Source organism: Streptomyces sp. NBC_00425 (assembly GCF_036030735.1).
Classification (GTDB): Bacteria; Actinomycetota; Actinomycetes; order Streptomycetales; family Streptomycetaceae; genus Streptomyces.
This window is the reverse complement of record NZ_CP107928.1, coordinates 5,181,115-5,195,747: the sequence shown is the minus strand read 5'-3', so window position 1 is coordinate 5,195,747 and position 14,633 is coordinate 5,181,115. Positions and strand designations below refer to the sequence as shown.

Here is a 14,633-nt window from a genome sequence, read left to right as displayed (position 1 = left end):
TCACCCTCCGGAGGAGACCGCCCGTCTCTGGGGAGCGATGCCCGCGGGCACCGCACGCGCGCGTGCCGGGGTGCCGGTCCAGCAGGTGCCCCGGCGGGAGAGCAGCCGGCGGAGCCAGATCTCCAGGGAGATCAGGTCGGCGAGGCCGTCCAGAGGAAGGGGCTCACCCGCGGCCGCGGCGCGCAGGGCCCTGCGGACGACGCGCGCCTCGATCAGCCCGGCTTCCGCGAGCAGCGGGGCCTCGAAGAGGCTGAGGAGAGGGTCGATGGCCATGCGCAGGCCCGCCCGGGCGGCGGCGGACGCGGACGCCTGTGAGGGGGCGCCCCAGCCCGGCGGCAGGTCGGTGACGCCCGCGCCCTTCAGGACGGTGCGCAGGATCGCGGCGCGCGCCCCGGGTTGCACGCGCAGGGTCTCGGGGAGCGCGCGGCAGGCCCGGACGACCTGGTTGTCGAGGAACGGCGCGTGCAGTCGCTGGGAGCGGATCTCCGCGGCCTGTTCCAGGACCCGCAGGTCCATGGCGTGCCGGGTGAGGGCCGCACGCGCGCGGTATTCGCCCGGACGCTGGCCGGGTCCGCCGCCGGTGCGGTGCGCGGCACTCTGCAGGCGAACCGATACTTCAGCGAGCGCCTCGCCTGTCAGCCAGCGCGCGGCGGGGCCTGCTCCGCCCCACGTCAGGGCGGCAAGGGACGCTCCCAGGGCGCCTCCGGAGCCGTCGGTGGCGAACCTGCGCTGCAGAAGCCGTTCGGCGAGACCCTCCACTCCCGCGCGGTACGGCGTGCGGGCCAGCCGCCGGGCCGCGCCGTACACGCGCGCGGGGACGAGCACGGAGCCGTCGGCCTTGGTGAGCGCTGCCACGGGCCGCACGAGGTGCCGGCGTTTGCGGTCCATCAACAGGTCGGCCAGGCGGGCCGGGTGGGCGTCCAGGACCTGGCGGGCGCCGTAGCCCGTGAAGTGGTCCGCGCTGCCCGCCGCGAGCCGTGCGCGGTGCCGGGCGACCGTGACCAGGCTCGGGCCCGGTTCGTCGGTCAGCGGGCCGTCCATGTCTGCGTACGGCAGGGTCTCCTCGGCGCCCGCCGCCACGACGTGGTGCAGGCGGGGGCCGGCGGCGAGGGCGCCGGCCCGCTGCAGTTCGTCCTCGCCTCCGCCGACGGCCAGGTCGTTGAAGGTGACGGCCAGCAGCCGCTCGCCCGCGCCCGTGCCGTGACCGAGCAGCGTGCCCGGCATGCCGGGCAGACCCGCCGCGAGGAGTGCCAGCGTGCCGGAGGCCGGGCCGCCGGAGAGGTCGGCGCCGATGCCGGGCATCGGCATCCCGCGCGCGGCACGCCGTTCGGCGGGTCCCATGCCGGGCACCGGGCCGGGGTCGATGTCGGGGACGTGCCGGGGCGCGGACAGACGCGCGCGCACCGCTTCGACGAGCGCGTCGCGCACGGCGTCGACCGCGCTGTCGGGATCGGCCGGCGGCGCCGCCACGGCGAGCGAGGCCACCGGTTCGTATCCGGCGATCTCGCGCGCCCCGGCGCGCAGGATCAGCGCGTGCCCCGGGGGCACGCGTCGCACGCCGTCGTACGGAGTGGAGTCGTGCAGGGCCGCCGGCACGTCGGGAGCGGCGAGCAGGGCGGCCAGGTGGCCGAAGTCGAGGTTGGCCTCGACGAGATCGGCCAGCGGCAGCGCGGCCGTGGCGTACGCGGTGCCGCCCTCCCAGGGGGTGTGGAACACCGGGCGCACGCCCGCCAGATCCCCGCAGACGGTGAGCCGACGGCCGACCCGCACGACCGCCGTGTAGCTGCCCGGCCAGGCCGTCAGATGCCGAAGTGCCCCTCCGCGCGCGGCGGACAGCCCGACGCGCAGCTGCTCGTCGGTCGCACCGCACGTGCCGAGCACCGCGATCCGGTTCTGCGCGTCGGCCGACACCACCCGCACTTCGTCGGGGCGCCAGTCGCCGACCGCCCACAGCGGATCGGGGTCGCCCCACAGGAGATGGGAGCCGACCGGCTGCAACGTCTCGCCCTCGTAGCCGACTTGGGCTCCGTACGCTGCCGCGTCGCCGTCGTGCCGGCCGTCATAGCCGACGGACCCGCCCGACGCGCCCGCGGCGGTGCTGCTCCATCCCACCAACCACCGCATCGACGCCTCCACAGGCTGTGGACAACCGAGTGCACCGTAAGAACGGTTCACATGCTGCCACGAAGAACGCGCCGCGGACGGGGGCGACGCCGCTCGCGATCCGTGGAATGCGCCAGTGTGAAGACGTCGGCGCCGATGGGTGCGGTGATGTGCACCCTGGTGTCTGCGACGTGAATGCGCCCCCGGTACGCTCCCCCAGAACGCCTTGCGCGCCCTCGATTTCCGTGGTGAGAGGCGTTGTCCCGCACGGAACACGGGGTCGATTTTCGGCCAAATCCCGTCGGCCTTCCTGGCGTTGGAGGCCTTCGGCGCAGGCTCCCGCAACGCTCCGTGCACGCGCGTGCCCTTGCAAACACGCGCCGGCCCGGGAGACGGAAGGCGCCTCCCGGACCGCTCCGCCGCCCGCGGGGATGAAGGCGGCGGTGTCCCCCAGCCCACTGGATCCAGTACAGCGGGCCGACCCACGCACGACCCATGGAACCGCTCCCCCCATGGCCGGAGAAGAGCGCACGGCCGGGCGCACGGCCACACGGGCGGGAGCACGCCGCGACCGTCCGTACCTGCCCCCGCACTTCCGTACGGACCACAATCCCGCCAACCGGAAGAATGCCCCTTAACGCTTGGGATGCGGCGAACTACGCTGGGTTTACGAATGCCGCATGGTTATGCCAGCGCGGCAGCCGTCTGTGTCGAGGGGTGGCGCAATGTCCAGGGAGCAACGCGGGCCGAACGAAAAACTCGGCGCCGTTCTCGCCCTCGCGGGAATCAGCAACGCAGGACTCGCGCGACGCGTCAACGACCTTGGCGCTCAACGCGGGTTGACTCTTCGCTACGACAAGACGTCCGTGGCGCGCTGGGTGTCCAAGGGCATGGTGCCGCAGGGCGCCGCACCGCACCTCATCGCGGCCGCGATCGGGCAGAAGCTCGGCCGTCCGGTGCCGCTGCACGAGATCGGCCTGGCGGACGCGGACCCCGCTCCCGAGGTGGGCCTCGCCTTCCCCAGGGACGTCGGCCAGGCCGTGCGCTCGGCCACCGACCTCTACCGCCTCGATCTCGCGGGCCGCCGGGCCGGCTCGGGAGGCATCTGGCAGTCGCTGGCCGGATCGTTCGCAGTAAGCGCGTACGCAACGCCCGCCTCACGATGGCTGATAACCCCGGCCGACGGTTCGGTCGCCCGCGACGTACACCTGCTGGAAGGGTCCGGCGCACCGCTCAAAGTCGGCCACAGCGATGTGCAGAAGCTGCGGGAGGCCGCCGAGGACGCCAGACGCTGGGACTCCAAGTACGGCGGCGGCGACTGGCGTTCATCGATGGTTCCGGAGTGCCTGCGGGTGGAGGCGGCGCCGCTGCTGCTCGGCTCGTACTCCGACGAGGTCGGCCGGGCGCTGTTCGGCGCGAGCGCCGAACTGACGCGGCTGGCGGGGTGGATGGCCTTCGACACCGGCCAGCAGGAGGCCGCGCAGCGGTACTACATCCAGGCGCTGCGGCTGGCCCGCGCGGCGGCCGACGTACCCCTCGGGGGTTACGTCCTGGCCTCCATGTCCCTCCAGGCGACCTACCGCGGTTTCGGCGACGAGGGCGTCGACCTCGCGCAGGCGGCCCTGGAGCGCAATCGGGGGCTGGCCACGGCCCGCACCATGAGCTTCTTCCGGCTGGTGGAGGCACGCGCACACGCGCGCGCGGGGGACGCGCATGCCGCCGGCGCGGCGCTGAAGGCGTCCGAGGGCTGGCTGGAGCGGTCCCGCGACGGCGACCACGATCCGTCCTGGCTGGGTTTCTACTCCTACGACCGGTTCGCCGCCGACGCCGCCGAGTGCTACCGCGACCTGAAGGCGCCGCGTCAGGTACGCAGATTCACCGAGCAGGCGCTGTCGCAGCCGACGGAGGAGTTCGTTCGCTCGCACGGGCTGCGGCTCGTCGTCTCGGCGGTCGCGGAACTGGAGTCGGGCAACCTGGACGCGGCCTGCGAGCAGGGCGTGCGCGCGGTGGAGGTGGCCGGCCGCATCTCGTCCGCCCGGACCACGGAGTACGTGAAGGACCTGCTGCACCGGCTGGAGCCGTACGGCGACGAGCCGCGGGTGGTGGAGCTGCGGGAGAGGGCGCGGCCGTTACTCATGACCCCCGCGTGAGCGTTCCGCGCGGAGCGGGGGTCCTTGATCGGCCGCATCCGGCCGGCACTCCGGTTCTCGCTACTTTCCGCCCTTTTGCGGAGGTTTGCGCTTCGGGGCCGGCCTCGCGGGTCACCACTCCGTCGAGGAGTGCCGTCCCGCGTCGGGTTTGAAGAGATTGTCAGTGGCGCAGTGCACTATCGAAGCCGGGAGGTGGTGCACGTGCCGAAGATCGCTTACGACTGTGACGTGCTCGTGGTGGGCGGCGGCATCGTGGGTCTGGCCACGGCGTATGCGATCACGCGGGCCGCGCCGGGCACGCGGGTCACGGTGCTGGAGAAGGAGCCCGGAGTGGCCCGGCACCAGACCGGCCGCAACAGCGGGGTCATCCACAGCGGGATCTACTACCGGCCGGGCACCCTGAAGGCGCGGTACGCGGTGCGCGGCGCCGCCGAGATGACGAAGTTCTGCGCGGAGTACGGCATCGCCCACGCCGTCACCGGAAAGCTGATCGTCGCCACGGAGCGTTCCGAGCTGCCCCGGCTGCACGGGCTCGTCCAGCGCGGCCGGGAGAACGGAATTACCGTGCGGGAACTGGGCGCCGCCCAGATCGCGGAGTACGAGCCCGAGGTGCAGGGGCTCGCCGCCATACACGTGCGGACGACCGGCGTCTGCGACTACACGGCCGTCGCCCAGCAGCTGGGTGAGGCGTCCGGGGCGGAGATCCGGTACGGCGCGCGCGTGGTGCGGATCGACCGGCGACCGGAGCGCGGAGTCGCCGTGCTCACCGCCCGGGGTGACGTCGTACGGGCCCGGGTGCTGGTGAACTGCGCCGGGCTGTACTGCGACGAGATCGCCCGGCTGACCGGCGACGAGCCGGAGGTGCGGATCGTCCCGTTCCGGGGCGAGTACTACGAGCTGGCGCGGCCGGAGCTGGTGCGCGGGCTGGTCTACCCCGTGCCCGATCCCGCCTTCCCGTTCCTCGGCGTGCACCTGACCAGGGGCATCGACGGAGGTGTGCACGTCGGACCCAATGCGGTGCCGGCGCTGGCCCGGGAGGGATACGGCTGGGGCGTCGTGAGTCCCCGGGAGGCCGTGGCGACGGCGGCGTGGCCCGGGGTGTGGCGGATGGGCCGCCGGCACTGGCGGTACGGCCTGGGCGAGCTGCGGCGGTCGGTCTCGAAGGGCGCCTTCGTGGACGCCGTGCGCAGAATGCTTCCCGCGGTGGAGGAGAACGACCTGGTGCCGACGGCGGCCGGCGTCCGCGCGCAGGCGGTCCTGCGGGACGGCGGCCTGGTGGACGACTTCCTGATCCGGGAGGGCCCCCGGACGGTCCATGTGCTGAACGCGCCCTCACCGGCGGCCACGGCCTCCCTGCCGATCGGCCGCGAGGTGGCCCGCAGAGCCTTGGGGGCACTGGCCGACGCGTGAGGCAGCCGCACGTCGCGCGGAACGCGACCGTCCGACCGGTCCGGAGCGACGGCACCGGCCCCGGAGAGACGGCGCTGACCCGGAGAGACCCCGGACCGGACCCGGAGGGAGCGGACCGGCCCCGGAGGGACCGGACCCGTGGAGTACGTGGGGCCCCGTGCGCTCGCGCGGGCCCCGTAAAATCGACCGCACTGTGTCTGATTCCGTGAGTGTTCCCGATGTCCCCCCGTCCTCCCCGCGTGGTGAGCACCACCCGGGGGAGCCCGTTCGGCATACCCGGGCCAAGGGGGAGCCGCGGTTCCCCGACGGGCCGCGGGCCGATCCCGCCGGCTCCCACTTCGAGCGGCGGATCCGCAGCTTCCAGCCGCGGCGCAGCCGGGTGACGGCCGGGCAGGCGGACGCGCTGCAGCGGCTGTGGGCCAAGTGGGGGCTGGACATCGACGGACATCCGGTGGACCTCGCCGAGCTGTTCGGCGCGGGAGACCGCCCCGTCGTGCTGGAGATCGGTTTCGGCATGGGCGAGGCGACCGCGCAGATGGCCGCCGCCGACCCCGGCACCGACATCCTCGCGGTGGACGTGCACACGCCCGGCCAGGGCAACCTGCTCAGCCTCGCCGACCGCAACGCGCTGGCGAACGTCCGGGTCGCCAACGGCGACGCGATCATCCTGCTGCGCGAGATGCTGCCGCCGGACTCGCTCGACGGGCTGCGCGTCTACTTCCCCGACCCCTGGCCCAAGAAGCGCCACCACAAGCGGCGGCTGATCCAGCCGGAGTTCCTCGACCTGGCCGCGACACGGCTGAAGCCGGGTGCGCTCGTGCACTGCGCGACCGACTGGGAGCCGTACGCGGAGCAGATGCTCGAGGTGCTGACCGCGCACCCCGACTTCGAGAACACCCGGGCCGACGGCGGGTTCGCGCCCCGCCCCGACTTCCGGCCGCTGACCCGTTTCGAGGGCCAGGGGCTGGACAAGGGTCACGTGGTGAACGATCTGCTCTTCCGGCGCGTACAGCATCGCGTCCAGCCCGGGGATCACTGACCGAACAATTCCCTCCACCACAGTCCCCTCCCTCGTTAGGGTCGATGCCGTGGCCATCAGTTCCCCGTTTCCGCCCAGTCCGCCGCAGCCGCCGCATCCCGGCGGCGGGCCCGAGGGCGGTGTCCTCCGGCACGCTCACTGGTGGCAGCACAGGTGGGTCCGGTACGGCGCGCTGATCACCCTGCTCGCCCTGTCCGGGCTGGTCATCCTCGCCCTGGTCCGCGAACAGACCGGCACCGAGGGTCTCCTCGTGGGGCTGGGGCTCGCCGTGCTGCCCGTGCCGCTGCTCGTCGCCGCCTTCCGGTGGCTCGACCGGGTCGAGCCCGGCCCGTGGCGGAACCTGCTCTTCGCCTTCGCCTGGGGCGCGTGCGCGGCGGCGCTGATAGCCATCATCGCCAACAGTTTCGCGACCAGATGGATAGCCACCGCGACCGCGGACCCGTCCGGCGCGGACACCCTCGGCGCGACCGTCATAGCGCCGATCGTCGAGGAGTCCGCCAAGGCCGCGGCCGTCCTGCTCGTCTTCCTCTTCCGCCGGCGGGACTTCACCGGGATCGTCGACGGCGTGGTGATAGCCGGGATCACCGCCACCGGCTTCGCCTTCACCGAGAACATCCTCTACCTCGGCACCGCCTTCGGCACCGACCAGCTCACGGGCGACAGCGGCATCGCCTCCGTCACCGCCGCGACCTTCTTCGTGCGCGTCGTCATGTCGCCGTTCGCGCATCCCCTGTTCACCGTCCTGACCGGCATCGGCTTCGGCGTCGCCGCGCTCTCCGGGGAGCGTCAGCACACGCGGCGCGTGCTGCTTCCGCTGTCCGGGCTGCTCCTCGCGATGGGCATGCACGCCCTGTGGAACGGCTCCTCGTCCTTCGGCGAGCTCGGGTTCTTCGCGGTGTACGCGGCGATCATGGTGCCCGCGTTCGGACTGCTGACCTGGCTGGTGGTGTGGACGCGCCAGCGCGAGCTGCGCACGGTGCGCGAGGAGCTGCCCGCCTACGCCGCCGCCGGCTGGATCACCCCGGCCGAGCCGTTCGCACTCGGCTCGATGCGGGCCCGGCGGCAGGCCCGGGTGTACGCCGGGCGTCACCTCGGCAGGCCTGCGGCGCGTGCCGTGGCCCAGTACGAGGCGTACGCGACATCCCTCGCGTTCCTGCGTCACCGCGGCCGGCAGGGGCGGGCCGGCGCCGATTTCCTGGTCCGCGAACGGGAGTTGCTGAACGAGCTGTGGCGGCGCAAGGACGTCGCCCGCCCCGCTCTGGACCACGCGGCCCGCATGACGGCCCCTCCGGTACGGATGCCCCCGCCGCCCTGGCCGGCGTACGGGGCCTACGGGTACGGCCAGGGCCAGGGCCCGGGGTACGGCCCCCCGGGCCAGCCGTACGGCCCGGCCCAGGGATACGGGCAGAGGCCGCCGTACGGCCAGAGCCCCGCCTACGGGTCAGGACCGGTGTACGGCCAGAGCCCGACGTACGGCGGCCGGCCGCACTCCCCCGGAAACGACCACAGGAACGGCCACACGCCCGGGTACGGGTACGGGTACGGATACGAGCCCGGATACGGGCACGGCTACGGGTATCCACCGGGCCCCCACCCCACGGCCGACCCCCACCAGTAGAGCCGCCCGCGTCACGCACCCGCGGCCGCCCACGTCACGCGGGTCGGCAACCCGGGCGCGTCGAATCGGTCAGGAGTCAGGACGACAGGCCGGGCGCACCGAATCGGTCAGGAGTCAGGACGACAGGCCGGGCGCGCCGATCAGTTCATGCCGACGCCTGGGTCAGGCGGGTGACCTCCGCCTCCGTCAGTTCCAGGTCCGCCACCGCCAGCAGCGCCGGGAGCTGCTCGACCGTGCGGGCGGAGGCGATGGGCGCGGCCACCGTCGGCTGCGCGGCGAGCCATGCCAGGGCGACCGTGGCCACCTGGGCGTCGTGGGCGCCGGCGATCTCGTCCAGCGCGGCGAGGACGCTGCGGCCCCGAGCGGTGTCGAGGTGCTTGGCGGCGCTGCCGGCGCGGGCGCTCTCGACCGTGGCGCCGGGCCGGTACTTGCCGGTGAGGAAGCCGGAGGCCAGCGCGAAGTACGGGACGGCGGCGAGGCCGAAGCGGGCGGCGAGATCCTGGAGGCCGCCCTCGTAGGTGTCGCGCGAGACGAGGTTGTAGTGGGGCTGGAGGGCGACGTACCGGGCGAGTCCCTCGCGGTCGGAGAACTCCAGGGACTCCCGGAGGCGTTCGGGCGAGATGTTGGAGGCGGCGATGTGCCGCACCTTGCCCGCCTTCACCAGCTCGTCGAGCGCGCCGACGATCTCCTCGACGGGCACCTCGGTCTTGTCGAAGTGCGTGTAGTAGAGGTCGATGTGGTCGGTGCCGAGGCGGCGCAGGGAGGCGTCGGCGGCGGCCTTGATGTTGTCGGCGGACAGGCCGGGGAAGTCGGGGTGCTGGCTGACCTTGGTGGCGATCACGACGTCGTCGCGGTTGCCGCGGGCCTTCAGCCACTTGCCGATCACGGTCTCTGACTCACCGCCGCTGTTGCCCTCGACCCATGCGGAGTAGGAGTCGGCGGTGTCGACGAAGTTGCCGCCCGCGGCCGTGTAGGCGTCGAGGACGGCGAAGGAGGCCGCCTCGTCCGCGGTCCAGCCGAAGACGTTGCCGCCGAGGGCGAGCGGGAAGACCTTGAGGTCGGAGGAGCCGATGGTGTTCAGGGAAGTCATGCTTCGTCTCAACGGACGCGGCGGGCGCCCCATTCCTCGCGTGGCACGAAGAACAGATGAACAAGCGGCAGCCCTGACGTCGGGGGTGGCCGTCAGGGCTGCCGTTGCTCGATGGTCCTCAGAGCTCCTCGAGAGACGACTCAGGCGTCCTCGAGGGACGGCTCAGGGGTTGAGGCCCTTGCTGCGCAGCCAGGCCGCCGGGTCGATGCCTTCGGCGTTGCCGTTCGCGTGGACCTCGAGGTGCAGGTGCGCCCCGGTGACGTTCCCGGTGGCGCCGACGCGGCCGATCACGTCACCGGTGGCGACCTTCTGGCCGACGCTGACGCTGATCGACGACTGGTGGCAGAACCAGAGTTCGGTGCCGTCGTCCAGGGTCATGATGGTGCGGTAGCCGTAGGCGCCGGCCCAGCCGGCCTCGGTGATGGTGCCGCTGTGGACGGCCTTGATGAGGGTGCCGGTGGGCGCGGCGAAGTCGAGTCCGGTGTGGTAGCCGGAGGACCACAGAGAGCCGGCCTGGCCGAACGTCGAGGTGATGGTGTACGAGGAGGTCGGCAGCGTGTACTGCTTGGCCAGCTCGGCCAGGCGCGCGGCCTCGACCTTGGCGGCGGCCTCCTCGGCGGCCTTCTTCTTCGCGGCGGCGGCCTTGGCCTCCGCCTCCTTCTCGGCCTTGACGACGGCGTCGGCCTTCGCCTTGGCGGCCGCCGCGGCGGCCTTGACCTCGACCTGGGTCTTCTGCGACTCGGCCTGGGCCATGATCCGGCTGCGCAGGGCCTCGCCGGCGTCGGCGACGCTCTGATCGACGCCGGCGCCGGCATCGGTGTCGACGGCGGTCTCGGAGCCGAAGCTCGCCAGGGCGGGCGCGGCTTCCGGGGCGGGCGTGTCGTCGGAGATCAGCGAGCCCACGCCCGGCAGGTCCGGCATGGAGATGGAGACCGGGGCCTTGCCGGTGTTGGCGCTGGCCATCCCGCCCGCGCTCACGGCGGCTATGACGCCGACACCGAGGACGGTGGAGCTGCGGGCGAATCCGCCGCCGCGCTGCTTGGCGACGCGGTGCTTGCCGCGCACCGGGCGAATGGACTCCGCGGTGGGGTTCCATTCCTCCCAGGGGCCCTCGCCGGTGCGGTAGCCGCCATAGCCGAAGGTCTCGGTGGAGGGCTGGGCCGGCGCGTACGGGGCCTCGGGGGCAGGCGGGTTGGACGCCACGCGGGCGCACTCCTTTCCTTCCGTCGCCTACCGGGTTAGCTGACGGGTTCGGAGTCGGAAGGTCTCCTACGCGCGTATACCGGCCGTGGACTCTGCGAGTTCACGGAGGCTTCCGCGTGATTCACCCCAAGGTGGTGGTTCCCCGGTTCCCTTGCGGGATTCGGCGCGTGCGCACGGAGACGACTCTGGTGTCGGCTGGGACGGCCGCGCTGCGTTATCGAACGTTAATAGACCCGGGGGTGCGTTTCCAAGCCGTTCTGCTTGATCAACAACATTTCTGGCCTGGACTTTCTGGCCAGCAGCGGTGAAAAACGGGCGAGTTGACCCTCGTCCAGGACACCACACCCGTCACACGCGTAGACACGGCGGCTCGGACCCGGCGCACAGGGCGGCCGAACGGTCACGAAGGGTCACGAAGAGCGGGGACGCGCCACGAGGGCGAACGCACCGAGGGCCGGAACCCTTTCGGATTCCGGCCCTCGGCCTTCAGTAGCGGGGACAGGATTTGAACCTGCGACCTCTGGGTTATGAGCCCAGCGAGCTACCGAGCTGCTCCACCCCGCGTCGTTGTGACTCCAGTGTACGTCATCCGGGGGACGCCCAGCACCAGGCTTTGTCGCGCCCCCGCCGCGCCCCCGGCCCGGGCCCCGGCTGCGGCCTCACACCAGGTGTCGGTTCGGGGCCTTCGCCCGCTCCTCGCACTCCGGCAGCACGAGGACGTCGACGCCCGCGGCCGCCAGCAGGCCGGTCCCGTCCGCCGCCGTCACGAAGGTGTCCGGCTCGCGCCACGCCGTGACCACCCGGCGCACGCCGGCGTCCAGGATGAGGCGGGCGCACGGGGCGGGGCGGGAGGAGCGGCGGGCGCAGGGCTCGAGGCTGCTGTAGACGGTGGCGGCGAGGAGCCGGGGGTCGGCGGGGTCGAGCTTCGCGAGCGCCGCCTCCTCGGCGTGCACGACCGGGTCGCCGGCCTCGCGGGAGTGCCCGCGCGCCAGCTCCGTCCCGTCGGCGGCCACGATCACCGCGCCGACGCTGAACGCCGTGTCCGAGGGCGGGCACTGGGCGGCCAGCTCGCAGGCGAGGGCCAGCCAGTGCCGGTCGGCCGCGGCGGCGAGCGGTCCGGCGCCGGGGGCGGTGGGCTCGTAGCGGTGCAGGACGACGTCCTCGATGCGCCGTGTCTCCACCAGCCGCAGCCGGCCGCCCTGGTAGGCGCCCGGTCCGAAGAGGCGGGGCGCGTCCGGGTCGCCCACGAACAGCGGGGCGAGGACGAGCTGGAGTTCGTCGGCGAGCCCCTGCTGGAGCAGCTGAGTGTGGACGGTTCCGCCGCCCTCGACCATGAGGCGCCGGACGCCGAGCTCGTCGTGCAGGTGCGCGAGGAGGAGGCGCCAGTCGAGTTCGGGGCCGAGCGGGACGACGTCCGCGGCGATGCCGAGCGCTCGGGCCCGTTCGGCGCCCTTCTCGGTCGTGTACACGACCTTCTCGCCGCCCGTGTGCCAGAAGTTCGCCGCCGGGTCGAGGTCGCCCGAGCCGCTGACGGTGACCTTGAGCGGGTAGGCCGGCCGGCCTGCGGCGACCCGGGCGGCGCGGCGCTCGGGAGAGTTCACCAGGAGCCGGGGATTGTCGGCGCGGATGGTGCCGGCGCCGACGAGGATGGCGTCCACGGAGGCCCGCACCGCGTCGACCCGGTCGAAGTCCGCGGGGCTGGAGAGCAGCAGGCGTTCGGGCGTGGTGTCGTCCAGGAAGCCGTCGAGGGAGACGGCGGCGGACAGCAGGACGTACGGGTACGGCATCGACGTGCTCCCGGACTGGGTCTTCCGACGGGGATCTTGGTTCAAGTTTGAAACAAAACTACACTGGGGTCATGACGACCCGCTGGCTCACCCCCGAGGAGCAGCGCGCCTGGCGCGCGTACATGGCCGGCTACCTCCTCCTCGAGGACGCCATCGACCGGCACCTCCAGCAGGAGGCCGGCATGCCCCACCTGTACTACTCCATCCTCGCCAACCTGTCCGAGAGTCCGGAGCGGCGGCTGCGGATGACCGATCTCGCCGAGCGCCTGAAGATCACCCGCAGTCGGCTGACCTACGCGGTGACCCGCCTCGAGAAGGACGGCCTGACGCGGCGCGAGGAGTGCCGCTGGGACAAGCGCGGCAGCGTCGCCGTCCTGACGGACGAGGGCCTGGCGGTGCTGGAGGACGTGGCGCCCGGCCATGTCGAGACGGTCCGCGCCACCCTCTTCGACCGGCTCACGCCCGAGCAGGTGGGGCAGCTGGAGGAGATCTTCACCCAGGTCGCCGCCGGCTTCCAGGGCGAGGGTGGCGGCGAGGCCTCCCCCGAGGACCTGCCGTGGCGCCGGCGCTCGTCCCCCTGTTCCGGCTCGGGCTCCGGCTCCGGCTCCGGCTCCGGCTCCGGTCCAGAGTGAGCCGGGTGAGGCGCGCCACAAAGCAGTTGCTTCAACTTTAAAGCATGGGTAGGGTCACGTTTCACTGGAACTGCTTCAAATCTGAAGCAGACAGCGGCCAGGCATCACCCGGCTCACGCCCGGCGACGCCCGGCCCACCGCCCTCCGGACCCGGGAGACCCGCATGCCCGACACCCCCGCCGCCACCCAGCGCGCCCGCGTCCGGGTACCGCTCCGCTTTCACGACGGCTACTCCGTCGACGCCGAACTGGTCACCTTCCACGGCCTCGTCGACGGCCAGGAGCACGTCGCCGTCGTCATCGGCGAGCCGGCCCCGGGCTCGGTCCCGCTGGTCCGGCTGCACTCCGAGTGCCTGACCGGCGACGCCTTCGGCTCCGCCCGCTGCGACTGCGGCCCCCAGCTGCGCGAGGCCGTCGAGCGCATAGCCGCGACGGGCGGCGTCCTGCTCTACCTCCGCCAGGAGGGCCGCGGTATCGGCCTCTACAACAAGCTCGACGCGTACGCCCTCCAGGACCAGGGCCTCGACACCTACGAGGCCAACGCCGCGCTGGGCCTGCCCGAGGACGACCGCGACTACACGTCGGCCGCCCAGATGCTGCGCGCCCTCGGCATCACGAGCCTGGACCTGCTGTCCAACAACCCCGACAAGGCAGAGCAGTTGCGGGATCTGGGCATCGACGTCCAGCACCGCGTGCCGACCGGCGTCTTCACCACCCCGCACAACGTCCGCTACCTGCGCGCGAAGGTCCTGCAGACCCAGCACACACTGCCGCTGGCCTCCCTCACCGGCCTCAGCGCGGTCTGACGCCTTCGGCCTCCGGTACGGGCAGGCGCATGCCCCGGGACTCCGCGACGCGCAGGGCGTCGGTCAGGCACTCGGCGAGCCGGAGACCGGCGTAACGGACCTCGGTGTACGGCGACGCGGGGTCGTCCAGCAGCGGGCGGGCGAGGCCGAGCACATCCTCGGCGGCGGCGAGCTGCCGGGCCTCCAGCTCGTCGGCGAGACGGGAGAGGCGGCTGCCCCGGTCGTCGGTCACCAGGTAGCAGGGTTTGCCGTCGGGGGACGGCCAGGGCAGGAGCCGGGGGGACGAGGAGAAGGCGGGCTCCGTCATGCGGCCACCTCCTGCGCGCCGATCAGGTGCCCGTCCAGGTCGATCCCGAAGTCGGCGGCCAGGACGAGGGCGAGGCGACGACGCTGCTGGAGCGCGGACTCCCGGTCGTGCGCGGCGAGATAGGGGCGCACGAGAACGGAGTCGGCGCCGTCGAGGGAGCCGCCGAGACCGTACGGGGATCGGTGGAGGGGGAGTTGCGAGGCTGCTGGGGCCAGGTCGTGCCGTACTGCGGTGAAGTGCAGGCAGAGCCTGGGCCGTTGACGGTGGATACGACGCCGCTTCCCGGTGCCGGGCGCGAGAAGAAGACGCATCCATTCGAGGGTGCGACGGATAAGGTCGTGCATGTCGACGCTCCTATTCAGCGTTGGCCATGCCCCGGGAGGTCTAGCTCACCTCGCCGGGGTCCTTTCATCCTGGAAGCTACACCGGTCTATAGCCCTCTACATACAAGTAGAGAGGGATCCACACGATCGTGCACATCATTACCGC

General features: G+C 72.7%; 12 protein-coding genes, 1 tRNA gene and 1 riboswitch. Of the genes, 6 read left to right on the top strand and 7 right to left on the bottom strand.

Features of this window, described 5'->3' with window-relative positions:
* Entirely contained in the window at window positions 1-2,124 is a 2,124-nt protein-coding gene (locus tag OHS82_RS22435) for an asparagine synthase-related protein (RefSeq protein ID WP_266720609.1), read from the bottom strand.
* Window positions 2,125-2,828: 704 nt separating this feature from the next.
* Between OHS82_RS22435 and OHS82_RS22430 the strand changes: the two genes are divergently transcribed.
* From OHS82_RS22430 to OHS82_RS22415, 4 genes are all read left to right on the top strand, one after another.
* Window positions 2,829-4,253, top strand: coding sequence for a hypothetical protein (locus OHS82_RS22430; RefSeq protein WP_057576296.1), 1,425 nt, complete (start codon window positions 2,829-2,831; stop codon window positions 4,251-4,253).
* Between the two features lie 192 nt (window positions 4,254-4,445).
* On the top strand, window positions 4,446-5,663 hold the full coding sequence (gene lhgO / locus OHS82_RS22425; protein WP_057576298.1) for an L-2-hydroxyglutarate oxidase: 1,218 nt from the start codon (window positions 4,446-4,448) through the stop codon (window positions 5,661-5,663).
* Window positions 5,664-5,856: 193 nt separating this feature from the next.
* On the top strand, window positions 5,857-6,702 hold the full coding sequence (trmB, locus tag OHS82_RS22420) for a tRNA (guanosine(46)-N7)-methyltransferase TrmB (protein WP_199863704.1): 846 nt from the start codon (window positions 5,857-5,859) through the stop codon (window positions 6,700-6,702).
* Window positions 6,703-6,751: 49 nt separating this feature from the next.
* On the top strand, window positions 6,752-8,320 hold the full coding sequence (locus OHS82_RS22415) for a PrsW family intramembrane metalloprotease (RefSeq protein ID WP_443041873.1): 1,569 nt from the start codon (window positions 6,752-6,754) through the stop codon (window positions 8,318-8,320).
* 145 nt (window positions 8,321-8,465) lie between these two features.
* Here OHS82_RS22415 and OHS82_RS22410 read toward each other — a convergent pair whose 3' ends face one another.
* The 4 genes from OHS82_RS22410 to OHS82_RS22395 form a co-directional block, all read right to left on the bottom strand.
* Window positions 8,466-9,410, bottom strand: a complete 945-nt coding sequence (locus tag OHS82_RS22410; protein WP_057576302.1) for an aldo/keto reductase — start codon at window positions 9,408-9,410, stop codon at window positions 8,466-8,468.
* A gap of 162 nt (window positions 9,411-9,572) precedes the next feature.
* Complete coding sequence (locus tag OHS82_RS22405) at window positions 9,573-10,613, bottom strand: M23 family metallopeptidase (RefSeq protein ID WP_328434355.1); 1,041 nt, start codon at window positions 10,611-10,613, stop codon at window positions 9,573-9,575.
* A 9-nt stretch (window positions 10,614-10,622) separates the two neighbouring features.
* A riboswitch (cyclic di-AMP (ydaO/yuaA leader) is annotated at window positions 10,623-10,789 on the bottom strand.
* A 314-nt stretch (window positions 10,790-11,103) separates the two neighbouring features.
* Window positions 11,104-11,177: transfer RNA gene (locus OHS82_RS22400), tRNA-Met, on the bottom strand.
* A 95-nt stretch (window positions 11,178-11,272) separates the two neighbouring features.
* Complete coding sequence (locus OHS82_RS22395; protein WP_057576306.1) at window positions 11,273-12,400, bottom strand: dihydrofolate reductase family protein; 1,128 nt, start codon at window positions 12,398-12,400, stop codon at window positions 11,273-11,275.
* 71 nt (window positions 12,401-12,471) lie between these two features.
* Between OHS82_RS22395 and OHS82_RS22390 the strand changes: the two genes are divergently transcribed.
* Together OHS82_RS22390 and OHS82_RS22385 are read left to right on the top strand one after the other, a co-directional pair.
* The gene (locus OHS82_RS22390; RefSeq protein ID WP_328434354.1) at window positions 12,472-13,032 is read left to right on the top strand and encodes a MarR family winged helix-turn-helix transcriptional regulator; all 561 of its coding nucleotides are present in this window, start codon (window positions 12,472-12,474) and stop codon (window positions 13,030-13,032) included.
* A gap of 163 nt (window positions 13,033-13,195) precedes the next feature.
* Window positions 13,196-13,837 carry a GTP cyclohydrolase II gene (locus tag OHS82_RS22385; RefSeq protein WP_057576310.1) on the top strand — a complete coding sequence of 214 codons (642 nt, stop codon included), beginning with the start codon at window positions 13,196-13,198 and terminating at the stop codon, window positions 13,835-13,837.
* Here the strand turns inward: OHS82_RS22385 and OHS82_RS22380 are convergent.
* Both OHS82_RS22380 and OHS82_RS22375 read right to left on the bottom strand, forming a co-directional pair.
* Window positions 13,824-14,144, bottom strand: a complete 321-nt coding sequence (locus tag OHS82_RS22380) for a hypothetical protein (protein WP_057576312.1) — start codon at window positions 14,142-14,144, stop codon at window positions 13,824-13,826. The genes OHS82_RS22385 and OHS82_RS22380 overlap by 14 nt on opposite strands.
* A complete protein-coding gene (locus OHS82_RS22375) occupies window positions 14,141-14,488 on the bottom strand; it encodes a hypothetical protein (RefSeq protein WP_328434353.1) in 348 nt (115 codons plus the stop codon). Before OHS82_RS22375 ends, OHS82_RS22380 begins: the two co-directional genes overlap by 4 nt.
* Between the last annotated feature and the right edge of the window lie 145 nt (window positions 14,489-14,633).

Excerpts from the sequence above, each read along its gene's own strand:
- OHS82_RS22375 (WP_328434353.1), bottom strand. The coding sequence starts at position 14,488 with ATGCACGACCTTATCCGTCGCACCCTCGAATGGATGCGTCTTCTTCTC.
- OHS82_RS22390 (WP_328434354.1), top strand. The coding sequence starts at position 12,472 with ATGACGACCCGCTGGCTCACCCCCGAGGAGCAGCGCGCCTGGCGCGCG.
- OHS82_RS22410 (WP_057576302.1), bottom strand. The coding sequence starts at position 9,410 with ATGACTTCCCTGAACACCATCGGCTCCTCCGACCTCAAGGTCTTCCCG.
- OHS82_RS22430 (WP_057576296.1), top strand. The coding sequence starts at position 2,829 with ATGTCCAGGGAGCAACGCGGGCCGAACGAAAAACTCGGCGCCGTTCTC.
- OHS82_RS22385 (WP_057576310.1), top strand. The coding sequence starts at position 13,196 with ATGCCCGACACCCCCGCCGCCACCCAGCGCGCCCGCGTCCGGGTACCG.
- OHS82_RS22435 (WP_266720609.1), bottom strand. The coding sequence starts at position 2,124 with ATGCGGTGGTTGGTGGGATGGAGCAGCACCGCCGCGGGCGCGTCGGGC.
- OHS82_RS22380 (WP_057576312.1), bottom strand. The coding sequence starts at position 14,144 with ATGACGGAGCCCGCCTTCTCCTCGTCCCCCCGGCTCCTGCCCTGGCCG.
- OHS82_RS22395 (WP_057576306.1), bottom strand. The coding sequence starts at position 12,400 with ATGCCGTACCCGTACGTCCTGCTGTCCGCCGCCGTCTCCCTCGACGGC.